The 22418-nt window shown below is 42.7% G+C and carries 22 protein-coding genes and 1 pseudogene; 6 read left to right on the top strand and 17 right to left on the bottom strand.

Features of this window, described 5'->3' with window-relative positions:
• Positions 1-424 precede the first annotated feature (424 nt).
• From ACYUJT_RS10735 to ACYUJT_RS10750, 4 genes are all read right to left on the bottom strand, one after another.
• Positions 425-1171: an ABC transporter permease gene (locus ACYUJT_RS10735; protein WP_460323253.1), complete on the bottom strand. Its 747-nt coding sequence runs from the start codon at positions 1169-1171 to the stop codon at positions 425-427.
• A 119-nt stretch (positions 1172-1290) separates the two neighbouring features.
• The gene (locus ACYUJT_RS10740; RefSeq protein WP_460323256.1) at positions 1291-2073 is read right to left on the bottom strand and encodes an ABC transporter ATP-binding protein; all 783 of its coding nucleotides are present in this window, start codon (positions 2071-2073) and stop codon (positions 1291-1293) included.
• Positions 2074-2095: 22 nt separating this feature from the next.
• Entirely contained in the window at positions 2096-3109 is a 1014-nt protein-coding gene (locus ACYUJT_RS10745; RefSeq protein WP_460321627.1) for an ABC transporter substrate-binding protein, read from the bottom strand.
• Between the two features lie 186 nt (positions 3110-3295).
• Positions 3296-4816, bottom strand: coding sequence for a carboxypeptidase M32 (locus ACYUJT_RS10750; protein WP_460321630.1), 1521 nt, complete (start codon positions 4814-4816; stop codon positions 3296-3298).
• A gap of 149 nt (positions 4817-4965) precedes the next feature.
• Here ACYUJT_RS10750 and ACYUJT_RS10755 point away from each other — a divergent pair, with 149 nt between their 5' ends.
• From ACYUJT_RS10755 to ACYUJT_RS10770, 4 genes are all read left to right on the top strand, one after another.
• Positions 4966-5307, top strand: coding sequence for an iron-sulfur cluster biosynthesis family protein (locus tag ACYUJT_RS10755; protein WP_460321632.1), 342 nt, complete (start codon positions 4966-4968; stop codon positions 5305-5307).
• Between the two features lie 27 nt (positions 5308-5334).
• Positions 5335-5910: a beta-class carbonic anhydrase gene (locus ACYUJT_RS10760; RefSeq protein ID WP_460321634.1), complete on the top strand. Its 576-nt coding sequence runs from the start codon at positions 5335-5337 to the stop codon at positions 5908-5910.
• Positions 5911-6133: 223 nt separating this feature from the next.
• Complete coding sequence (locus tag ACYUJT_RS10765) at positions 6134-6529, top strand: DUF2871 domain-containing protein (RefSeq protein ID WP_460321637.1); 396 nt, start codon at positions 6134-6136, stop codon at positions 6527-6529.
• Between the two features lie 192 nt (positions 6530-6721).
• The gene (locus tag ACYUJT_RS10770; protein ID WP_460321640.1) at positions 6722-7192 is read left to right on the top strand and encodes a hypothetical protein; all 471 of its coding nucleotides are present in this window, start codon (positions 6722-6724) and stop codon (positions 7190-7192) included.
• A 467-nt stretch (positions 7193-7659) separates the two neighbouring features.
• Here the strand turns inward: ACYUJT_RS10770 and ACYUJT_RS10775 are convergent, their stop codons facing one another.
• Positions 7660-7932 (bottom strand): DUF6809 family protein, encoded by a 273-nt coding sequence (locus tag ACYUJT_RS10775; protein ID WP_460321642.1) that lies wholly within the window; start codon positions 7930-7932, stop codon positions 7660-7662.
• 153 nt (positions 7933-8085) lie between these two features.
• On the opposite strand from ACYUJT_RS10775, the gene ACYUJT_RS10780 reads away from it, so the two are divergent.
• Positions 8086-8295 carry a helix-turn-helix domain-containing protein gene (locus tag ACYUJT_RS10780; protein ID WP_460321644.1) on the top strand — a complete coding sequence of 70 codons (210 nt, stop codon included), beginning with the start codon at positions 8086-8088 and terminating at the stop codon, positions 8293-8295.
• 192 nt (positions 8296-8487) lie between these two features.
• Here the strand turns inward: ACYUJT_RS10780 and ACYUJT_RS10785 are convergent, their stop codons facing one another.
• A complete protein-coding gene (locus ACYUJT_RS10785; RefSeq protein WP_460323258.1) occupies positions 8488-12228 on the bottom strand; it encodes a YobI family P-loop NTPase in 3741 nt (1246 codons plus the stop codon).
• Between the two features lie 403 nt (positions 12229-12631).
• On the opposite strand from ACYUJT_RS10785, the gene ACYUJT_RS10790 reads away from it, so the two are divergent.
• Positions 12632-12754, top strand: coding sequence for a hypothetical protein (locus ACYUJT_RS10790; protein ID WP_460321647.1), 123 nt, complete (start codon positions 12632-12634; stop codon positions 12752-12754).
• Positions 12755-12820: 66 nt separating this feature from the next.
• Here ACYUJT_RS10790 and ACYUJT_RS10795 read toward each other — a convergent pair.
• The 11 genes and pseudogenes from ACYUJT_RS10795 to ACYUJT_RS10845 form a co-directional block, all read right to left on the bottom strand.
• A protein-coding gene (locus ACYUJT_RS10795) for an IS3 family transposase (protein WP_460321649.1) occupies positions 12821-13965 on the bottom strand; the annotation gives its coding sequence in 2 pieces (ribosomal slippage) (positions 12821-13692 and positions 13692-13965; 1146 coding nt in all).
• Between the two features lie 177 nt (positions 13966-14142).
• The gene (locus tag ACYUJT_RS10800) at positions 14143-14484 is read right to left on the bottom strand and encodes a hypothetical protein (protein WP_460321651.1); all 342 of its coding nucleotides are present in this window, start codon (positions 14482-14484) and stop codon (positions 14143-14145) included.
• Entirely contained in the window at positions 14481-14855 is a 375-nt protein-coding gene (locus ACYUJT_RS10805) for a hypothetical protein (RefSeq protein WP_460321654.1), read from the bottom strand. Before ACYUJT_RS10805 ends, ACYUJT_RS10800 begins: the two co-directional genes overlap by 4 nt.
• A 179-nt stretch (positions 14856-15034) precedes the next feature.
• Complete coding sequence (locus ACYUJT_RS10810) at positions 15035-15343, bottom strand: hypothetical protein (RefSeq protein ID WP_460321657.1); 309 nt, start codon at positions 15341-15343, stop codon at positions 15035-15037.
• Positions 15344-15455: 112 nt separating this feature from the next.
• Complete coding sequence (locus tag ACYUJT_RS10815) at positions 15456-15926, bottom strand: SMI1/KNR4 family protein (RefSeq protein WP_460321659.1); 471 nt, start codon at positions 15924-15926, stop codon at positions 15456-15458.
• 25 nt (positions 15927-15951) lie between these two features.
• Positions 15952-16386 (bottom strand): SMI1/KNR4 family protein, encoded by a 435-nt coding sequence (locus tag ACYUJT_RS10820; RefSeq protein ID WP_460321661.1) that lies wholly within the window; start codon positions 16384-16386, stop codon positions 15952-15954.
• 300 nt (positions 16387-16686) lie between these two features.
• A complete protein-coding gene (locus tag ACYUJT_RS10825) occupies positions 16687-17340 on the bottom strand; it encodes a pentapeptide repeat-containing protein (RefSeq protein WP_460321664.1) in 654 nt (217 codons plus the stop codon).
• Between the two features lie 25 nt (positions 17341-17365).
• Positions 17366-18114, bottom strand: a pseudogene (locus tag ACYUJT_RS10830) (hypothetical protein).
• 78 nt (positions 18115-18192) lie between these two features.
• Positions 18193-18594 (bottom strand): hypothetical protein, encoded by a 402-nt coding sequence (locus ACYUJT_RS10835; protein WP_460321666.1) that lies wholly within the window; start codon positions 18592-18594, stop codon positions 18193-18195.
• Between the two features lie 418 nt (positions 18595-19012).
• Positions 19013-19687, bottom strand: coding sequence for a hypothetical protein (locus tag ACYUJT_RS10840; protein WP_460321668.1), 675 nt, complete (start codon positions 19685-19687; stop codon positions 19013-19015).
• On the bottom strand, positions 19684-22356 hold the full coding sequence (locus ACYUJT_RS10845; RefSeq protein WP_460321671.1) for a contractile injection system protein, VgrG/Pvc8 family: 2673 nt from the start codon (positions 22354-22356) through the stop codon (positions 19684-19686). The genes ACYUJT_RS10840 and ACYUJT_RS10845 overlap by 4 nt, the downstream gene beginning before the upstream one ends.
• Positions 22357-22418 lie beyond the last annotated feature (62 nt).

The raw sequence follows: 22418 nt of genomic DNA on the forward strand, positions 1-22418 counted from the left end.
GTATGTCCATAAGCGACTCATATGTCTTGCCTTGGCACGCAAATGTTGCGAAAACACCACACATACAGCACTCAACTATATTACACATATTCAATGAATATATTGTATTATCTTACACCCTATCCTTTTGCATGTACCTTGCGCCTACATCAGAACACTGCACCACGCCATATATCTACCCCCTGTACCCGCACCCTTTAGCCTCCCCTAGAGCCCTGCCACTCCTACGCCCTATCTCCTATACCATGTATCCGGAACCTAGTCCTCCCCTTCACCTTGTACCCTTAATCCCTACTCCCCACTCCCCCATCTCTTCTCACCTTCAACTAGTTCCATTCTAAAAAAACACCTCCCCAATCTCGCACCGGTCGAGCTGCTCTCGAACGTGCTGAAATCGGAAAGGCGATCTTACGTGTAAATCCATCTACCGCTCACGTACGAGCTTGCGCTCGATATAGACGACGAGCTGATACATCGCGGTGGCTACAAGTGCGATAATAACAAGGCTGGACAACACCAGCGTGAAATTGAATACTTGGAAGCCGTAGACGATCAAGTAGCCTAGGCCTATTTTGGCGACCAGAAACTCGCCGACAATAACGCCTACCCAAGCCATGCCTACATTTACTTTGAGTGTAGAAACAATGGTCGGGAACGAAGCGGGCAATATCGCTTTGCGGAAAACGTCCTGGCGGCTGCCGCCGAAGGTACGTATCACTTTCGTGTAGTTGGCATCAACTTCATTGAAGCTCGTGTATACGACAAGCGTCGTGACAATGACCGTAATAGACAGTGTTGTGACGACGATCGCAGTAAATCCGGCACCGAACAACACGATGAAAATCGGGCCTAAGGCGACCTTCGGCATACTATTGAATACTACCATGAAGGGATCAAGCACCTTGGACAGAAACGGCGACCACCAAATGATGACGGCGAGCAGTGTCCCAATTAACGTACCTAGCAGGAAGCCGACCACGGTCTCGGATACGGTCATGGCAAGATGCGGCCAAAGCTCCCCGCTGACGACATCTTTCACGATTTGCTGGCCGACCTTAGATGGGTAGCTGAAAATCAGCACATCGATCCATCTCAGTTGTCCGGCCATTTCCCATAGGAGAATACACAGTAACAATATGCTTGCTTGGACTGCGATTACGGCCCGTTTCATTCCGCGTTTGGCCTGCAGATGCTGCTGCCATTTCTGCTCCAGCCAAGTCTCCGAATCCAGATTCCCCCGGTTATGGCGATCCTTAACGGCTAGGAAATTTAAAGGCTTCTCCACACTCATCAGACTCGCTCCCTTCTCTCGGATGCCTCGAATTCTCCCCAAATTTCATGGAACAAGGCATTGAATCCCGGCTCATCCCGCGCATAGAACGGCTGCGCATCACGGATATTCTGCGGAACCTCAAACATGCTCCGAATTCTGCCCGGTTTGGAGCCTAGCACGATGACCCGGTCGCTCACTGCAATGGCTTCGGACAAGTCATGCGTAACGAGGATTCCGGTCTTTCTGCGCTGCTTCAGCGTATCGACTACAAGATCCTCAAGCTGGAGCTTCGTCTGGTAGTCGAGTGCGGAGAAGGGTTCATCCAGCAGCAGCAAGTCCGGATTCGTCGCCAGCGTTCTAGCCAGCGCAACTCGCTGCCTCATGCCGCCCGACAATTGATGCGGGTACAGATGGGCCGTCCCTACCAGCCCCATCCCCTCCAGCAAATCCTCGGCCAGTTCCGCGCTTTGTTTGGTTAGACGATTCGTTAATTCAAGCCCCAGCAGGACATTATCGATAATACTCCGCCAAGGAAATAGATAGTCCTGCTGCAGCATATAGCCTACCTCGGGCGTAGGCCCGGTTACAGGCTTGCCATGGAGCAATACCAGCCCCCTGGAGGGGGCGATCAGCCCGGCCATGAGAGACAGCAGCGTCGTTTTGCCGCAGCCGCTCGGACCGACCAAGCTGATAAACTCCCCGTCCTCCACGGACAGATTCATATCCTGAAGTGCCAGCGCCGCTGCACGGTCCGTTACATAGGCAAGATCAACATCCTGCAGTTGAATGACAGGCACCATACGGTTGATCACCGTCCTCTCCTTATGGCGACGGGGATGTCTGAACGGCGGTTTTCGCATATTTGTTGTTCGCCAGTTCATCCACAGATACCCGTCCTTTTAATTCCCCTGCCCCTTCCATGACGTCCAGCAGATTATTCCATGCCTCCTCGTCGATGGCCGGCGATTCAGCATATGAACCCTGTTCTAGATAACGCTTCACAGAGCTCTCGAGAATATCCAAATCCGTATCCTTGAAAATAGGAGAGATCACTTCGGCCGTTTCCGCTGGCGTATGCTCCTGCACCCAATTTTGCGCCTTGTGGACCGCGTTCGTGAACTTCTGGACGATCTCGTCATTTTTCTTCATGTAGCTCTGCTTTGTCATAAATACCGTATAAGGCAGCCGGCCGCTCTCCGTACCGAAGGAAGCGATGACATGGCCCTTGCCCTCCCGCTCAATAATCGAAGCCTGCGGCTCGAAGAGCTGGACGAACTGCCCCGTTCCAGAGGCGTAGGCGGCAGCGATATTCGCGAAATCGACATTCTGGATCAACTCCAGATCACTTTGAGGATCAATGCCGTGCTTGCGCAGCGTAAACTCTCCGGCCATTTGCGGCATACCGCCCTTGCGCTGCCCGAGAAATACCGCTCCCCGAAGCTGTGACCAGTCAAAATCATCCATCGGCTCCCTGGATACTAGAAAAGTGCCATCTGTTTGCGTCAGCTGAGCAAAGTTGATCACCGGATCTTCCGCCCCCTGCTGATAGACATATATCGAGGTCTCGGCCCCGACCAGCGCCACGTCAATCGCACCGGACAGGAGAGCCGTCATCGTCTTATCGCCTCCGGCTGTCGTCTGCAGCTCCACGTTCAAACCTTCCTCTTTGAAAAAACCTTTCTCCAAAGCGACATACTGCGGAGCATAAAAAACAGAGCGCGTCACTTCCCCGATCCTAACTTTATGCGTCTGTCCGTCCCCTCCGCAGCCGCCAAGAAGCGCAAGGAAGAAGAAAAGTGGCGCAACCCAGCATACGGCATAACGTATATACCTCATTTCCGTCACCTCTTTCTAATTGAAGCTTTAGTAAAGAATATGCGAATGCCCTTGTTTTGGTTATGACATGCACAAAGAAGCCGCCGCTAACGATATGTCATATACCCTTAGCGACGGCCCCTGGTTTGGAGTTTGAAGCCTATGCAGCTTCAATCCTGTATTCTATTGTTTCCATTGATCTAGAGGTCATTGCAGCCCATAGATCGCTTTATACTTCTGCTCCAAATATTCGGCCAAATAATCCGGATTCAAGTCCTCGCCTGTTACCCGTTTGATGATTTCGGCCGGTTTTTGGCTTTTTCCATATTTGTAGATTTGCTCGGTCAGCCACTCCTTGATTGGAGCGAAGTTCCCTTCCGCGATCAGCTCGTCGAAATTCGGCAGCTGTTTGCGCATCGTATGGACGATTTGCGCCGCATACATATTGCCAAGCGCATAGGATGGGAAATAGCCGAAGCTACCGCCGGACCAATGCACATCCTGCAGTACGCCAAGGCTGTCGTTTGGCGGAGTTAGCCCAAGGTAAGCCTGGTACTTCTCGTTCCACACCTTCGGCAGATCATTGACCGACAAGCCTTCATTGAACAGCTGCTTCTCGATTTCATAGCGGATAATGATATGCAGGTTGTAGGTCAGCTCATCCGCCTGGATGCGGATTAATGAGTTCTCAACCCGGTTGATCGCCTTGTAAAATTCATCTACAGTAACGTCCTTCAGCTGCTCTGGAAAATGCTGCTGCAGATCGCCGTAGTAGCGCATCCAGAACTCCCGGCTCCGGCCGATGAAGTTCTCCCACAGGCGGGACTGGGATTCATGGATCCCCATCGAGGCCCCTTCTCCAAGCGGGGTTCCCGCAAGATCAGGGCTCACATTTTGCTCGTATAGCGCATGCCCGCCCTCATGCAGGGAGCTGAACAAGGCAAAGGTCACGTCATCCTGCATATAACTCGTCGTAATCCGGACGTCTCCCTGATTCAGCGTAATCTCAAATGGATGAACGCTCTCGTCCACGCGTCCCGCCTCCAAATCATATCCGATCTGTTCCAGCATGAACAACCCGAATTTCTCCTGCTGGCCTTTATCGAACAATTGATTCATGAAAGAAGCTTGCGGCTGGCTGGATGCCTCGTTGATCGCTTCCACCAATGGCACAAGACGGTCTCTTAGCTGCCCGAATACTTGATCCAGCTTCTCTACCGTCAAATCCGGCTCATACAAATGGAGCAGCGTATCATAGCGCGTCGCCTTCGGCCCCCAGTAATCGATAAATTCACTGGTCTTCTCTACGATTTGCCCCAAATAAGGCTCGAATCCGGCGTAATCGCCTTTTTCCTTGAAATCCTCCCATAGCGTCTCCGCTAGGGCGGTAAGCTCCGTGTATTCCTGGTATTTTTGAGGCGGAATCTTCACGCTGCGGTCATATTCCTCCTGGGTGACCGTAATGATCCGCTGTTTAATTTCATCAAGCTCGCCGAATACGGCCGGGGAATTCAATTCTGTGAGCATTTTTCCCATTTCTTCCGATGTCTGAAGCTTGAACGCTTCCGTCATCAGTACGCCGATCGCCTCGGAGCGGCCCTGCGCCCCTTTCTTCGGTGCACCGGTGCGAAGATCCCAATGCATCAGCGCTACAGCTTCATGATAGCTTTTAATTTTGTGTAGTAGTGCTTGAAATTGTTCCCAAGTTGAAGCGGTTGTCTGATTCATATTGTTTCCCACCTCTATCCAGAAATTTAACTCCTCCTCTTGATGATACTTTTTACAGAACGTATAATCAAATTTTGAAGCCATGTTTTTTGTGATGATTCCGATGCGAATGATCTTATTAGTCGCAACCTAAGTAAAGGAGCTTTCCCATGAAAATGACTCTGGATTCCGCAGCAGACAGCATCATATACGAGTTCCTGGGCGAACGGCCAGGCCATTTGCGCCTCGTTTATGATATGGAAGGCTGCGGATGCGGAATGAGCGGCATCCCGGGGCTGGAGCTCGTAAGCGAGCCAGGTCCGCATGATATCAAAGTGGACTGCGATTCGTATCCCATTTGGATTGACCGTCAACAAGCCGTTTTTTTTGAGGAAAAATTGTTCCTTCAAGGGGATCAGTCCAGCAGAACCTTCCGCTTAGATGGCGTATCCCAACTTTACAAAGCGAATATGCGTCTTGTCGATCGTCGTCAGGAAGTAAGTCAGGAGTAAATTAACAGCAATAAGGAGGCAACAACTATGAGTCAAATCGAAATGATCATGGAGCATAACAAGAAATTCGTCCAGGACAAAGAATACGAAGCGTATATCACGGACAAATTCCCGGACAAGAAAATCGCCATCGTTACCTGTATGGATACACGGCTAGTCGAGCTGCTGCCCAAAGCCATGAACCTGCGGAACGGCGACGCGAAAATCATCAAAAATGCCGGTGCTGTCATTTCCCAGCCTTTCGGATCCGTCATGCGGAGTCTGCTGGTCGCCATCTATGAGCTTCAAGCGGAGGAAGTATTCATCGTCGGTCACACCGGCTGCGGTATGGCTTCATTGAACTCGGAGCATATGATCGGCGAAATCAAGGCACGTGGAATTTCCGACGACGTGCTGAACACTTTGGAGAACTCCGGAATTAAGCTGAGAAAATGGCTGCGCGGCTTCAGCAACGAAAAAGAAGGCGTCACCCATACCGTCGAAATTGTGAAAAAACACCCGCTGCTGCCGCCAAACATCCCGGTTCACGGTCTGCTGATCGATTCCATGACCGGAGAGCTGGAGATCGTGGTTGACGGAAGCGAAGAAAACAGCAATTCATAATCTAATATTTCTATAGCTACCGTGAATAATTATTCTCAATAGTGAATATTTATAAATCAGCTGTCGGCCTCGCGCCGGCGGCTGATTTTGTTGTTATTCGTTTGAATGTGAAACGTATCACTTTGTTATGAATCCTTCATAATGTGTTCATATTGCGTTCATTTAACCGTGCTATACTCTCCGTAAAGTTAGAACGAACTACTGTTAAAGGGGAGACTCCATCATGAAAAAATTGTATTATACGTCCTTCTTCTACGCGATTCTTGGCCTGTTATCCGGCGTAGCCTATCGCGAAATCACCAAGCATAGCGACTTCACCGGGCAGACCGTCCTCGTGGCCCTTCATACGCATATTTTGGTGCTGGGCTTCCTCTTCTTCACCGTCGCCCTGATCCTCGCCAAACTGTTCCAGGTGCATGAAGCAAAATCCTTCGGGGCCTGGTATATCGTGTATAACCTCGGACTTATTATTTCCATCGCCGCCATGGCCGTTCGCGGCATGCTGCAAATCAACGGCACCGACATCAGCTTCCTGTCCCACATCGCCGGACTCGGCCACACGATTCTGGCCGCAGGCATCATCTGGCTGCTGGTCCTGCTGCGGAAGAGAATTCAATAGATTTGAAGCAAGCGGATGCTGAGGACAGCAGCCGCTTGTTTTTGGATTTTTATTCAACTATTCAGACGCTAGCGCTGCATGTGAATTCGTACAAATTAGTTGGCCAATTTCTCTCTTTCAACTATGAATTACTAGTGATACGATAACATTATGATTTCAACGAGAATAAGGACGTAGGTGACTTCATTTCACATGATAAAACTGGATAAAAAAGTTGGACAAGATGTACGCGTCGCTAGATCATTAAGAAAAGGAACGATCGTTGAATTAAGACCAAGTCAAGATCATGTTGGCACCGATGTTTATTATGGCTCAGCATACATTGGGTACATTAATCGGCCCTACGAGGCTCCCTTTGCAAGAATTGTTGCTACTGAAAAATTAGTTACAACCTATAGTTTCAAATTTCAACTGATCCACAAAACTGCGGAGCAGTTAAAAGAGGAAGAGGAACATTTGAAGCAACTTTCCCAAAAGCGGCAACAGGAAAGAGAACAAAAACAACGTGATATTGCCGACCGAAAAGAGGCAATGCTCATACATTCACGCAGCTTCTATACCATTTTACAAAGATGCCTCTTTGCTATTGATAATGGCGCTGGCCCTTCCCTCATTAGTGGTTTCTTTGGGAAGTCTGAAACAACAGCTCAGTATTACCAATGATTTCTACAGGGGTTACTTGATTCAGAAATATCATAGTGCAAGAGATGATAACCTACTTCAATTATCAGAATTGAATAAAAGAGGTGAGTTATATCCCCGGATTTTACAACACAGAGGAAAACTCATTGAGCAACAACGAAATCGGAAACCTATTTCGATTTATTGTTGGAAATGTAAATCAGGAACGGTTGATCGAAAAAAGACTTGTTTCTTTTGTACTTGGGGAAAATGCACCTCATGCGGGGCATGTAAACCTACTTGTATCAAAGAGGGTATATTTTAAAGCAAAGATTCACTAACCATTATTATGGATTGAACATAGAGTGCGGAATGCGCTCAGGCATCGATTTACATATAGTAACCCTGTTTAATTACAAGCAGGTTTCTCAGCAATTGACCCTCCAGGGCTGTTTCGGTAGCCCTTCTTAAGTGTTGTAAACATCTCTATTGCAATCATCAAATACAAGTTACTCCTTTCCATCCAATACCTCGATCATCATCAGAGCACCGATTTTAAAGCCATGGATAAATGACGCGGTGGAATACATAGAGTAAGTCTTCCCATATAAATCGATGATGCCTTCAATGAATCTAAAGTCATTTTCGGAGAATCTCTTCTGACATTCCTCCATGAGATCAGAGGTTTGCTTCGTAAGCTTGCGGTATTCGGGATCTTGTGGATTTATGTACGCGTCTGGCTGCAGCGATCCATTATAGATTTTTTCTATAATGCTATCCATTGACGTTACATCCCCCTTATAAATAAATAATAGTTGATTGCATTCTCTATGTATGAACTGCCATGAGTTGCCTTACACCCAAAATTATACGAAAACTGCATAAAAGTCAATATGCGGTTATTGCATAAGTTAAACTTGGCTTGGGTGATATTCATGTATAAAAGAATAAGAAGTTTACGAGAAGATAAAGATTTGACTCAAACTCAATTGGCTGACTATTTAAATATTACACAGGCAACATATTCGCGGTATGAAAGTGGAAACTTAGATGTTCCCAGCCTAGTACTGATAAAGCTATCAAAGTATTACAACGTAAGTATTGACTATATATTAGGGCAAACTGATAATCCTAAGCGAGCTTAATACAATGAGCAATAAAAAAAGGCAGTTCACTTATGAACTGCCTCAGATGTAACCCCCAAAACTTCGTAAAGGAAACGAGGCACTCTTTCATTACTTCATCATGCTGTTGTTTCTGCTCTTTACGTAGTGGCAAGAAATGAATTTCGGCTCTTCGCATATGAAATGCAATATTCGGTAGACCCACAGAAACTATTACAGTTCAAAGGTAACATGTTCACGATTCCTGCGCCCTCTTGCTCGGAAGTATTCGGGCTCTCGTTTATCAGTATCAAAACCCGAGATCCAACCTTTGGTTTTGAATGTGATTAGTATCTTCTCATTAGTATCGTTCTTTTCTAATTTTGGCCATTTACCAGAAAATAGACCTACTATATCCAACATACCCAATAATCGAAAACAAATTATTGCTTGTTTTTCATTTAAGTCGACAAGATGAGAGAGCAACAAATCGGTTTTATTTGATTCCTCAATCATATCCGATCCAAGGAATTCAATTAGAAGAATGTACGGAACTTCATACTCATCAAGTATAATTTTTTCGATATTTTGAATAAAGATAGTTTCAAACACTATTTTCAATTTTGGACTGCAACGATCATAATAACTTATTAAATATGGAATATCGTCGATTTCTAAATTATTCTTCAAAATGTGTAGTAAGATACTTTCGGAATACTTCTTTCCTTTCACTGTTATTGGTTCAGAAGTATATTCTAGTAATCTCAGTTTGTAAGTATCCTGAATATCTTTATCTAACAGTCTTAGCAACTCGAATAACTCGAAATTTTCATTATTAATAACTTCCATAACATATTGTTCAATATTTGAAAAAATGAAGGATATTAGTTGCACCGGATAATTAGCTCTCATGAACTGCAAATTTATTTCATTCATAGAAATGATATTATACTTAATTAAAGTTTCAAGCTTACTACCAGAAATTCCCTCGAAAGTAAAATCTTCATACTTCCAATTATTACTGCTTTTGATAAAATCCTCATATTTCTCATCCATTAACTCATTACACTGTATAATATCTTCATATAAAGCCTCAACTTCGCTTATTCCAAAGTTAGCTTTAATATTACCGTAATCCATACTTATACTTGTAACATCGCCATTAATGAATTCGATAAGATTATCATCCAGCTTGTTAGCATAACTAAAGTAGTATTGCAAAATATTATATTCTGAATATAGCACGTTCCTATGTTGAAGCAAGGCTGACCAAAATTCTTGATCGACAACACTATCAAGTTTTTCGATTGTTGTTTGAAGATATTCAATATAGGTTAGCTTTGGATTAGCACTAATGTCAGCATTATTAAGAAGTTCAAGAGCGGCATTTTCATCATCTGTAATTATCGAATTGCAATGATCAAAAATTATCTCGATATAATGCTCAATATTGTTCTTTACATACCTAACCAAGCTTTCTTCAGGTTTAGAGCTCACTAAAGTATAGTTTTTATGTTGATAGTTCTCATTTTCCGGAAGTCTATATATCTTGTTTAGAATAAGATAAATCATAGAGATGTTTAATTGATAAAGATTATTTCCGTAAACTGTCTTAAATAGAGATGGGTCTGAAGTTTCATAATCGATTTGCTTGAATTTCACGTCTAACAATCGCAATTTGGAAATGATTTTGGGTATATCTGGCTCGTCAATATTCAAAAATCTCTTATTGTTTGATATATACCTGGTCATGCATTGATCAACGTTAAGTTCAATAATATCTTTATCCGTGGAATAGTATAAAGTATCAAGAGCATATTGTTGTTTATGGTTTTCTGAGAAATGATCGCTAACTAATATTCCCTTCCATACAAGCGGCCAAGCGTGATTTAGTGACTGTATAAATGTCGGTTTTTCTTGACCTCTACTCCAATATTGCCAAATGAAGTCAAATCTCACATTATCCCTTAGTTGATTGAGAAATCTGCTCAAATTCTTATGATTTGACTTTAACAAGTAATCCAATAAGTAGAAATTAAGAGATTCTTCGCTGTCAAAATCAACATCCCTAAGTCGAGAAACCACTAAAGCTGGATCTTTCAATTGGTAAGTAAACTCTTTTGCAATTTCATCAGTCACACTACGCAGAAATATCTTGTCTACTCTGCTAAGACTATGTTCATAGAAATAAGTCATATAATCAGAATAGCTCTCATCAATATAGCCATTCCGAATTAGGTATTTTATTAGCGGAAAATATGGGCTCGATTTAACATCGTTGAAGGAGAATTCTTCTCCGATTTCATTAGTGAAAGTTGTAATGAAAATCTTATTTATATTTTGCTTATTGATTATTTCACGAAGCTTCTTACTTTCTAACAACGTCTTTGTTTCTTGTAATTCGCTGACTTCCTGTTTTAATTTACCGAGCATTGAAACAGATTTATTTTGAGTAGACTGTTTTCTTTCGATATACTTAGCATCTTGGGACATCTTGTTATATTCTTCATTAAAATTGAATCTATACCTATTTCCATGTATATTTCTCCGATAAATATTATCAGGATTATTTTTCATTGCTCGTATAAACGCTGCTCTAGATTTGTAACTTCCCTCTCCAGCGCCATCTATATCCAACAATCCGTCAAATTGAAAAAAAATAACATCAAGTTCATCTATTAGAATACAAACTTCATTTTCTGCAGCCTGAATTTGTTCTTGTTTTTTCAAAATTTCAGTTTCCAGCCTGCATTTTTCTTCTTCGATGAAGTTTGACTTTTTAGCAAACAGATTATGGACAAATCCTCTGCTGAGCTGTAATTCGCTAAAGTCCCTCGGAAAAATGTTTTTATATGCGATCATCGCCAAAAGCTTGTTACAATCCAATTCTGTCGATTGTATACGGTCATGATAAATGACGTATTCATTATAGATATTTTTAAGAATACGCATATCATCAATATACAGGGATAATCCTTGTAAAAAGTCTTGATCAAAAGTTTGGATTATGCCACCTTTTATGAAATGATTTATAAACTGATCATATGAATTTGTACCATCTACAACAGGTACGATCGGAATCATAAAGTCGAAAAACTTGGCTCTATCTTTGGAAGTAAAAATGTCATCACGAAGCAGATAAAAAAATCGTATAATTTTGTCAGTTTTCTTATTAACTAAGAAATTTATTTCTCTTAATTTTTCAAATATCTGATTACTGTTGAATCTGTCTATATCTTCAAATACGATGACTTCGGCATCAGCATTTTCAAAAAGGTATAAAACTTCGTTTAAATATTTATCGAAGTAGGATTCATCCACATCTGAAAATATCTCAATTTCGTTACCTTGAATATTAACCTTTTTAAACATATTTCTGTTGTATTGAATCTTAATCAAGCTAAAAATGCCATACATTAAAATAGCAATGAAACTGATTCCCGCTAAAAAAAGCGAACCTTCATACGTTGTGTAAATCAGTATCTTCTTTATAAATTCACTTGATAAGTTCTGCACGAAACTTCTCCAAGCATTGAATCCCAATAAATATCCCAAAAATATTAAGCTTAAGGTAGTCAATACTGCAACGAACCATAATTTATATTTTGACACTGGCCTCTTAACCTTAAATTGAGTTTGTGGAATCTTATAAGGATTAATTTGGTGGATTAATTGATTAAGTATTTTCCCCTCTAAAACTGCATCATTAGTTGAGTTTTCAATATCTTCATCGTTTTTCAATTCAATATTTACCGATTCAAAATGAGCAAGCGAAATATGTAAAAATCTTTTGTCAGGATGTGCGTACTCGTACGATTCCAAAACGCTACTTTTTCCAGCGCCATAAGGACCCGTTATTGCAACGTTTCTCAGACCCTCCTCTTGGAATACAAAATCCAAAGCTTCCCCATAAATTTTTAAATCAGCGTTTTTTATGGGAGTTAGCTTTTGAAATTTATAACTGTTTGGTTTTATTTTCATCACTCTCCCCAAATTCTGTGGAAATCCTTCAAAATCCCCTTTTTAGTTCATCTAATACTCTTAAATTACCTGAAGGCAATTATTTTAACTTGAAAAATCACTAATCAATTAATCTTTGAATAGGCCACTAGCCCATACTTTAATGATACCACATATTGGAGAAAAGTTGTCTTTATGTCAGACTATGTAGATATAAAGAATGACCGAGCACCTTCAATTCATTTGTTCCATCATGAACATAAACAGGTTCCATCCCTTAATATCTTATCAACATCCTGCAGCTTCCTAACGTTCCCCTATTATCCTTTCCCTCCCCACCAGAAATATCATTCCTCCGCCTCTACAGCCATGATTACGTTAAAATCAGTTTCCCTTCTCCCGCCTCTTGTTGGTTACGATGGATTTTCAAGTAAGCGTGGCGAACATCTTTTCTCTAGCCGATCTTCTTGATGAAGTCATCGACGGATTCTATCGGCCTCCAGATTCCATAGCGGATTCAATCGCCAAGCTGCGGGTATAAAGAAAGCCCTTAAATGAGCGGGACTGACCCCTGTTTGTGAGACAGGGATCAAAACACCTAGCAAGTTTAAGCAGCCAGTCGTCGGAAATCTACCGGCGACTGGTTATTTAGTTTCGCTTGAATTCGAATTGAGTTATAGTAAGTGATGTAGTCTCGAATGGTCTGTACCACGATTGCAGTCGTTGTACAGGTTAACCTTTCGAGATAGAACGTTTCAGACTTTAGCGTGGAATGAAACGATTCAATGGGGGCATTATCACCGGGCGTTCCTTTACGGGACATGCTCATGGTAATGCCTTTTCCTTTTATCGCAGCCTGATAAGCCTGAGATGTATACACGCTGCCCTGGTCGCTGTGAAGCAGCATATTTGACTGCTCTGGAAGTTGATTCAGCGTATCCAAAACCAAAGACGTATCTTGCTTGTCCGCTATACTGTAAGCTACAATTTCCCCATTGTACAGATCCAGAATGCTTGAGAGGTATAACATTTTCCCTCCAAACGGTAAATAAGTGATGTCCGTGACTAGCTTTTGCAAAGGCGCCGCTGTATGGAATTGCCGCTGGAGCAAGTTTTCTGCTAGATGTACAGGTTGCCCGATACTCTTTCGTTTTTTCGTCCTCACGCGGCATTGCAACCCCTCGCGTTGCATAATCCTCTGAACTCGTTTGTGATTCAAACTTTCCTCTGTCCGAAGGAGTGCGGTAATCTTTCGGTAACCATACCGGAATTTATGACGGATGCAAAGCTCTCGGATCTTCTCCACGGTTGTATCTGTGCGCTCTTCCTTCACGACTGCTTTCCAGCGATAGTAGGTAGCTCTAGCGATCCCGAGCCACGTACAAGCCTCAGATACCGTTAAGTCTTCTCGGATGGACTCGACCCAGTCGATGACGACCTTTGGTTCCACCTCCTTTCCAACTCCTTGTACTTTTTTAGCAATTCCAACTGCTGCTTCAGGAATCGGTTCTCTGCTTTTACCTTTTCGAGCTCCGAAGAGTGTTCCGGACCTTTTCCATAGCTGTATTGCTTACCCACGGGCTGCTCCAAACGATGTACTTCGCCCTTTCGATACCACCTCATCCATGTCTTTAGCTGTGTCTTATTCCGTATTCCCAGCTGTTCCATAACCTCTCTTACCGGAACACCTTCCAGCCTCATTTCTATGGCTTTCATCTTTATTTCTAAGGGGTAGCTCACTCTAGTTGCCAACGCAAAAACACCTCCAAGGTTATCCCCATATCTTACGACATGGTTTGATTCTCTTGAAGGTGTTTTGATTTGTCTCACGTTATGGGGTCAGTCCCGAGCACTCATTCAAGGGCTTTCTTTTTCAGTGACTTTTTGAGGTTGTTCATGCATTTTAAAACAACTCCATTTGGGCTATTTTTACTTCTTCAAATACTTTCTCCAAACTTCATTAGGACTAAATAATACGGTTCTCTTATCTTCTCTAAATTGAGGTATGGCCAACACATTTGAAGTCGCCAAGTAATCAATAACACGCAACCAGATTAATATCAGCTCATTTAACTCTAGTTTCCAAGGCTTCTCGCTAAGATCAATCCGGATCCCTCCCCATTCTAATTCTGTCACTACCGCAGGGGTATTCATTAGAAAATCTCGACCAAACATTTCTAACACATAGCCACCAAAGTATGTTCGCATTCCAACACCTAATGGTCCGTTCGAAAGAAATTCGACGGGTACTGGTGAAGATGCTAAGTTCATCCATCTATGAAGACGCTGTTCGTCAGTTTCCCATGGAATAGTTGGAGGCCAAAATTTGCTTGACATCGATTTATGAACCTCAAGGTCAAAATAGATCTAATATTTAGATCAAGATCAAATTGAGCAGTAAATTTTACCGCATTACTCCTGTGCAAATAAACCTCTGATGTCTTGTTATTCATAACTTTTTCTAAAATTTCAGACCGGTTATAATCTATTGTTGTTACTTCTGAGTCCCCCCATTGGGTAGGCACAAATTTATCATATTTATCAAAAACATTTAATAATTGATCCATCACCACTGCTTTATCCTTGGTAACCGAAGGATACATAATTGTATAAAATAGATATGGTTTTATCTTTTCTGCCAATGTTTTTCCTCCAATTTACAGTTTGACCCACTCTCCCCCGCCCGAAAAAAAATGGATCGCGTCTCCATTTATGGGTTACTTCACCTGACTTTAAATCCGTGAAATAGACGTCGCTATCTTTACCTAAAGGCCCGGTTGGGCGAGGTTGTGGGGGTACTCCACTTAAGTTTGGTTTATCACTAGATATAGTAACTACATGACGTCCGCGCGGCGCGCATCTTGTCTCCGCCGATCTGCTCGATGAAGTCGCCGATGAATTCGATCCGGCCGCCTGCTTCCATAGCGGCTTCTATCGCTAGGCTGCGGGTATATTGCATGGCGACGTGCTGGCTGACGCTAGCCGATGTGCTTACGGCATGGGCAAGCCTTGGATGGCCGACCGACAGGCGCTGCATGGCACTTTTGATCTTCCCGAGCTGTTCGCCCAGCCCCAGGTTGTTGCCCAGCTTCCGGGCTGACGTCCATACCTTGCCGAGGTCCGACCTCATCGCGCCCGGTGCCGTTATATTATGAAAAAAAACCTATTCTCACTTGATGTTCAAGTTAAGAATAAGCTTTGAACCTTCTTCAAACTTTCTCCGATGATTTTAACTCAATTCACTATTCTTCTGTTACAAATAATCCATTAGTAAACTCAGTAAAACTTTTTGCAATTAAGCTCATATTTTTGTATGAAGGCAAATTATCCTCTTCATCGATATCTTCCATATCTAAACTCCAATAATATATGTATCCTCTATCATTTCCTGAAAGAGAAATACAAATTTTATTTTCAATAGGGTCGTCCCCTATAGGGAGTAAGTTGGACGGAATTATTTTACTTTCATTAAACTCCATATAATTTCCTTCTAAATTAGGCTCATTAGATTCCGACAAGGGGAAAAGTAACATTAATGATGATGTTTGCTTATCGTCCAGAGTTGAAAATCTTCTTATTACAGGTTTTCCACCATTATACTCCAGTAAAAAGGTTTTATAATCTTCTGGTAATTCAATATTATATTTTCCCTCAAGTGCCTCAATATCCTTGATTCCAGTAGGCTCAAAATTATATTCGAATCTTACGTTCAAACAAATCGCTCCCTTGCTATGTTTATCAATCGTCAATAGAATAAAGTCGTTCCAGTAACTCAGAAAATGTGCTACATATTTGATTTATTGCTTTATCATCAACTTCTTCATGATCGAAAAAAATAATTGTTGGTATCCTTTTCCCCCTGTAATCAAAACAGATGAGATTCCCAAAAGGGTCGCGAGCAAATGGAATTATTCCAGCTGGCAGTACATTTGACGATACATCATAAACTTCCAATATATTCGCTTCATCATTTGTAACGCTTAATAAACATGAAAAAATAGCGTCTTCTTCCTCATTAATATCAAATACATCTGGTTCTGGGTATCCTCCATTGAATTGCATAACGCATTCCTTATAGTCTTTAGGAAATTCTACTCCAAGGTACCTTTCAACTTTCTGCATTTGCTCTTCACTGGCTGGTCCATCAGATTCTAGCCATTCTACTCTTCTCATTTTATCAACTCCGAAATTTCGAGTAGTTCAATATTGTACCTTTGCTCAAAGGTCTCGATTTCTTTGTGTTCGGGGGGGGGGGGCTTAAAACTATATTCAAATCTTATTTTCTAAACAAACACTCCCGTGCTCTACATCACCATTTGTCAATTGGGAAATTAGCCTCCAATGATCAAAATATTCCAATTTCCCCATATACTTTATCGGATATTCTATTCTATCTCATAAGTTAAGGCTTCGGAAACCCAAATAAACAACGGCCATCTATATGATCTAGATGACCGCCCAATGAAACCTTAATCATATTTGTTTTAAAATGATTTCCCTAACACCATTATCAAATTTGGCTCCTTCTATGTTAGCACCCTTCCAGGTAACACCATCAAGGTCTGCATTGGTGAAATCAGCTTCTTGAAAATTACCATTAGTTAAATTGGCGTCAATAAAGTCAGATCCCGAAAAGTCTCCACCTAAGAGATTTGCACCATTAAAGATAGCTTTATCAAAGAACGCTTCTACCGCACTTATATCTGTTAGATTCGCATTCCGGAATGTAGCCTCAATAAGAGTCGTTCCTGATAAATTACCATAAGAAAATTCGGCCTCATCAAAGCAAGTTTCTATACAGGTACTAATCCGGATTTCTGCATGTTTCATCTGTGCTTTACGAAGATTCGCCTCACTAAAGACACAGTCCGCTATATCCGCTTCTTCCAAATTACAGCTTTCAAAATTGGCCTTATCAAATTCACAATCGCGAAATGAAACATTTAACATGGTTGCTGCTCTAAGATTTGTATTATGCGCCATGATGCGATCCGCTTTAAGACTGGATAAGTCTGTAAATGAGAGATCAAGACCGCCTATTTCTATAAAATCTAATATTTCCTCATCTATTCTAGCTTGATTAATGAGTCCCATTATTTTATCTATTTCATTCGAATGCTCCTCCATATATGACACCTACCTATTGTATAAATTAACTTTTTAAATAATCTTCCCATGCTTGATTAGAACTGAATGATACACCCATCCGATCTTCATCAAAACTTGGAATTGCAATCGCTTTGGAGGTGGAGAAATAATCCATCACCTCAAGCCAGATATCCAATACTTCTTCGACATCTGCTTCCCATGGTTCTTCCAATAAATCTATACAAATACCACCCCATTCTAATTCCGTGACTATTGCTGGTGTTCGTTTTATAAAATCTCTACCCAACATTTCTAAAACGTGACCTCCAAAATATGTGCGCATACCTAAACCCAGAGGACCATTTGGAAGAAATCTAACGGGTATAGGCTGCGCGCTTATATTCATCCATACAAGATCACGCTCTCGTTCATTTTTCCATGGGTATTTTGCTGGCCAAAATATATGTGTGCTCCCGAAACGAGGTCTTACAATATTGGCCAATTGATTAGATAATTCAAAAAATTGTGACCAATATTTCCGGGACATAGTTTTATCAAACTTTAAACTGAGATATGACCTTGGATCAGCTTGTACATCTACATAACCCGTGTATTTAATAGATTTATTTCGATGAAGGTAGAGTTCTGATACTTTTCCATCGCTTACCCTTTTTATAGCTTCAGTTCGACAATAATCTAATTTTATTAGTTCACTGTCTCCCAATCTATTGGTACAAATTTCTCATCCGATTCAAATACATCCAGGTAATGATTTATTAACTCCTCACTATCTAATGAGACGGTTGGGTACATTGATATTCCGAACAGAGTCGGTACTAATTTTTCTGCCAACTTCTCACTCCTTGCCTCGGTATATTAATTCATTTTTTATCAAAAATTGATACCATTCATCTTCTTTAGCCCATTAGAATATTTGTATCCAAACACATACTCTTTAAGAAAATCAAAAAATGATCCTAAATTTATTCCTTCATCACTATATGGAATTTCAGAAAACCAGTATACTTTTCCATCCTTCATATTGATTCCTAATGGCTCCGCCATTATCTTGCCAATACATAACCATTCTGTCTCCCAATTAGGCAGGAACTCTAATAAATTCTGAAAATCTCTTATTTTGAGAAAATCAAATAAGACAATGCTTCCTAAAGAAAAACCCGATACTTCTTTTACAAAATCAACATATTGACCGACTCTTTTGGAGTTCAATAAGTCATCGTTTAGACTAAGCATATCTTCTGTAATACCATCTTCAATGATGCCAAATGACATATTAATTGAACTCGTTCTTTATAAGTTTCTAGCATGAAGTATATTATTCATTAATTCAATTTTCATAAATTTTACCTTTACTAATTTTATTAAATACAACACAATTTCACATAATATATGAGCTTTTATTATCAGACATCTAATTATCCTCTAACTATTAGTCCTGTATCGAACTAGTGATAGGTAATTGGCTAATCAAACATACTTATACTATATTGCTAACTGGACGTAAAATTACAAACCTGGTAATAATGATTAGTTTGCTGTTTCCTTACTCTTTAAATAGTCGGGCTTACTTCTGGATGATTTCAAATATCTTTTGAAAACCAAAAATGAAAAAACAGGTCTATCATGGTTATTCCTGACCATAGTCGACCTGTTCCAGTAACGAAAAAATTATGGTATAAAATTCAAGTTTTTAGTTTTCCCAGTATACCCCTATTTCTTCAAACGACGTCAAACTCTCACTCATACCCTCAGGACTCTCTGCTCCAATTATTTCAATTTCATTTTTTGACAATGTGATGTTTGCATTAGGATTATTTACTTTTCTATCATATATAGACTTTAACAAGTTTACTTGCTCTGGTGTCATATCATAGTAGTCTCTCCAAGATTCAATAGCATAGTCATTTTCCGTAAACTGCCTTTCTAATAAATATCCACCACATTGTACCATTCTTACGATATTATCAACTGAAGTAATAGTATCGTTATCACCCCAAAATGCAGTTGTAATTGACGGTGAAATCGTGCCATCGTCATCCTCTTCAAGAAGATATTCTAAAGTTTCATTTTTAGCCAACTCAAGAACATCCTTTGGTGCGCCAGTAAAAAAGTCTAAAGCTGTGGGGATATCAGTTCGAGTATAATTCTCATTTCGAAAAGCACCAACAATATAATTATCTTTAAATGTAATAGTACCTCTTCCTCCCGAGCCATCAATAACACTATAGTTATAACCATCCCATGAATGTTCATATGATAATTCAGGATAATGAGCAACCATTATTGCATGTGCTATCGATGCAAGTATACAGCCGTTCCATAACTTTTTTTTATTTAGTTGACTATTTAACAATACGGGCTTCATTTTTTTCTCCCTTTCGGTTTAGTTGGTGGTGTTTTCTTCCTCGGCTTATCAAGTTTCGAGGGTAACTTATTTGATTTGTCTCGATTTTCTTTTCGAGATAATACTTGAGCATTACTAAAACTGTTAGTACCACCCTTATCTTTAGGATGAATATGGTCTATTTGCCACTCATTTGGATCCGGTGTAACACCTTTTTTACTTTTATGAGGTTTAGTTAAAATTTGGCCAGTATCGTCAGACTTAACAACCCCACCATTTCGTTTCATATTTTCTTCAATTATCTTTCTTTTTTGGGCCGGAGTAAAATCTTTCCCAGGTCCTACATGCTTAGAATCCTGTAGATGTGAATAAGGTCCATTACCTGACTGTGGAGCGCTTTTCTTCTCTGCTTGATGTTTTTTTGGTTTTTGGGGTGCTCCCGATCCATCCTTACTACCCCCACGCTTCCCACCAGAGCCACCATTACCCCCGTTGGTAAAGCCAAAATTGCGGTTAAGGCCAGTAGTGCCCTTGCCCCCACGCCCCTTGTTCGTAGCGATGGATACCCAGGTGAGCGCGGCGCGCATCTTGTCTCCGCCGATCTGCTCGATGAAGTCGCCGATGAATTCGATCCGGCCACCGGCTTCCATGGCGGCTTCTATCGCTAGGCTGCGGGTATATTGCATGGCGACGTGCTGGCTGACGCTAGCCGATGTGCTTACGGCATGGGCAAGCCTTGGGTGGCCGACCGACAGGCGCTGCATGGCATTTTTGATCTTCCCGAGCTGTTCGCCCAGCCCCAGGTTGTTGCCCAGCTTCCGGGCTGACGTCCATACCTTGCCGAGGTCCTGCCTCATTGCGTTCGGCGCCATGCTGGCGGTCTTTTTCACCGCCTGGAAGGCGTCCACCGCCCGGTCTACGCCCTTCATCAGCTTCTGGCCTGCCATGAACGTTTCGACGCCGCGCTTCACGAATTTCGCCCCAGTCGCCGCCCATCCGGCAAACGGAATGGCCGCCGCTGCGGACAATGCCGCGTTCGCGTAGTCGCCGCGAGCCAGGTAGATCCCTGCGTTAACGAGGTCGGCGATCTCTCCGAGCCCCGGGATCAGCCCCGCGACATCCAGACCGACCTGAACCACATCCAGCGCTTTCTCCCAGAAGCTCTTCTTCTTCTCGGGCGGCTCTACTTCGGATACAAAAGGCGCCTCCGGTTCCGGCTCCAAATCTTCGACGTATACCGGACACTTCTGCAGCCCTTCCAGAACGATTTCCGTCCCCTGGATGTCCGTATCTCCGTCCATGACGATGCTGCTGTCGCCGCACACCAGATAGATCCCAGTCTCCGCTTCGATCTTTATTTCCTTCTCCGAAGCAAGCTCCAAATCCTTCTTGCTCGCCATGATTATTCCAGAGTCGCTCTGAATCAGAACGCCCGATTCATCCTCCAAAGAGATGAACAGGCTCCCTTCCGTAGCGGTTAGCGTTAGTTCGCTGCCCCCGAACTTCATTTCTTTGCCGTAGTTGGTTCCCCAGTACTTGACGCTGGGGTCTTCCATCTTCGGCGAAGGCTGGCCCCCTCGGCGGATCGAACTCATCGCGATCGCTTCTTCCTCCCGCGGGCTTGGAAAATACACCTTCACCGAATCTCCCTGCTGCGGCATGCAATAGAAACCGCTATTGCCCTCGGCGGTGTAGACGGAAGAATAGGGCAGCCAGCTTGCTTCTTCCTTCGCCTGCTTCCCGTCCACATCCATATGGACGCGTACCTGATCCTTCTGGACGTCGATGATCTTGCCTTCCAGCGAAGCTCCCGCCAGCGGCGTATTGAGAATTTTGTTCTGCCGAATGCCTCTCTCCGGGCTAAGTATGTACTGATGCCGCAGCTCTCCTCCGGAGAATCGCGTGACCGCGGTCGAGATAACCAGTTCCTGTCCCGCGAACTCCAGGATATCTCCTAATGGATACCAGTTCACAAGGTCTACCACGTAGCGGGTGAAATCACTCGGATGCAAATTCGCAGCTCCGTCGCCACGTGCCTCTTCCAGGGCGCTTAAATCGCGCTGGATCGTATAAGGGACATCTTCCTGCAGCGGATGAAGCCGGCCCACAGGGAGTCCCATCCACAGCTTGGGAGATGCTGCCGCAGATTCCGCAATGACAACAGCCCCGAACCGTGAAGCTACCCGCTTGAGAAATTGCCAGTCGGTTTCTTTATACTGCAGCGTAAATTGCCCAATGCGCTGATGACTCATGGCATTATCGATAAAATCCGATCCCGGGTAAACCGATAGAACAGACTCTACCAATTCACTGCATTTCATCTCCCGATTCTGGTAGGAGCGGGTTCTAGCCTGAACATCCATCAGAGCCGAGTAGGAAACAGCCGTCAACTCGACATAGTAAATGCCCCGCACGACACGAACGGCGATCGTATCCAGAATCCCCTGGAACAGAGTACGCTTTGTCTTTCCCTGTTCATCCATCTCTTCCAAAGTAATCGGGTCCTGACTTCTAGCCTCTTGAATATATCGATCCTTGTCTTCCTCCGGCACAATCCCGGTTAACCACAGCTTGGCGTGCTCACCTACGTTCCGCTCTAGTCGCAGCTCGCTGATTTGTTGTATGCGGTAAGGCCACACGAGCCGCACTTGGCCATATCCTGCTGCTGCCTGTGTCGACTCTGCTTGCACATCATTACCTCCTGTCTATCGTTGGTTTAATATAGCTGTTATTGGTAACAAAATAAATCAAT

The organism is Paenibacillus sp. YSY-4.3 (assembly GCF_054767475.1).

Coding starts and splice junctions, on each gene's coding strand:
- ACYUJT_RS10770 (WP_460321640.1), top strand. CDS start 6,722: ATGATAAAACTGGATAAAAAAGTTGGACAAGATGTACGCGTCGCTAGA.
- ACYUJT_RS10755 (WP_460321632.1), top strand. CDS start 4,966: ATGAAAATGACTCTGGATTCCGCAGCAGACAGCATCATATACGAGTTC.
- ACYUJT_RS10825 (WP_460321664.1), bottom strand. CDS start 17,340: ATGGAGGAGCATTCGAATGAAATAGATAAAATAATGGGACTCATTAAT.
- ACYUJT_RS10810 (WP_460321657.1), bottom strand. CDS start 15,343: ATGAGGTCGGACCTCGGCAAGGTATGGACGTCAGCCCGGAAGCTGGGC.
- ACYUJT_RS10800 (WP_460321651.1), bottom strand. CDS start 14,484: ATGAACTTAGCATCTTCACCAGTACCCGTCGAATTTCTTTCGAACGGA.
- ACYUJT_RS10750 (WP_460321630.1), bottom strand. CDS start 4,816: ATGAATCAGACAACCGCTTCAACTTGGGAACAATTTCAAGCACTACTA.
- ACYUJT_RS10820 (WP_460321661.1), bottom strand. CDS start 16,386: ATGAGAAGAGTAGAATGGCTAGAATCTGATGGACCAGCCAGTGAAGAG.
- ACYUJT_RS10745 (WP_460321627.1), bottom strand. CDS start 3,109: ATGAGGTATATACGTTATGCCGTATGCTGGGTTGCGCCACTTTTCTTC.
- ACYUJT_RS10780 (WP_460321644.1), top strand. CDS start 8,086: ATGTATAAAAGAATAAGAAGTTTACGAGAAGATAAAGATTTGACTCAA.
- ACYUJT_RS10760 (WP_460321634.1), top strand. CDS start 5,335: ATGAGTCAAATCGAAATGATCATGGAGCATAACAAGAAATTCGTCCAG.
- ACYUJT_RS10775 (WP_460321642.1), bottom strand. CDS start 7,932: ATGGATAGCATTATAGAAAAAATCTATAATGGATCGCTGCAGCCAGAC.
- ACYUJT_RS10740 (WP_460323256.1), bottom strand. CDS start 2,073: ATGGTGCCTGTCATTCAACTGCAGGATGTTGATCTTGCCTATGTAACG.
- ACYUJT_RS10765 (WP_460321637.1), top strand. CDS start 6,134: ATGAAAAAATTGTATTATACGTCCTTCTTCTACGCGATTCTTGGCCTG.
- ACYUJT_RS10735 (WP_460323253.1), bottom strand. CDS start 1,171: ATGAAACGGGCCGTAATCGCAGTCCAAGCAAGCATATTGTTACTGTGT.
- ACYUJT_RS10840 (WP_460321668.1), bottom strand. CDS start 19,687: ATGAAGCCCGTATTGTTAAATAGTCAACTAAATAAAAAAAAGTTATGG.
- ACYUJT_RS10835 (WP_460321666.1), bottom strand. CDS start 18,594: ATGTCATTTGGCATCATTGAAGATGGTATTACAGAAGATATGCTTAGT.
- ACYUJT_RS10790 (WP_460321647.1), top strand. CDS start 12,632: ATGGATTTTCAAGTAAGCGTGGCGAACATCTTTTCTCTAGCCGATCTT.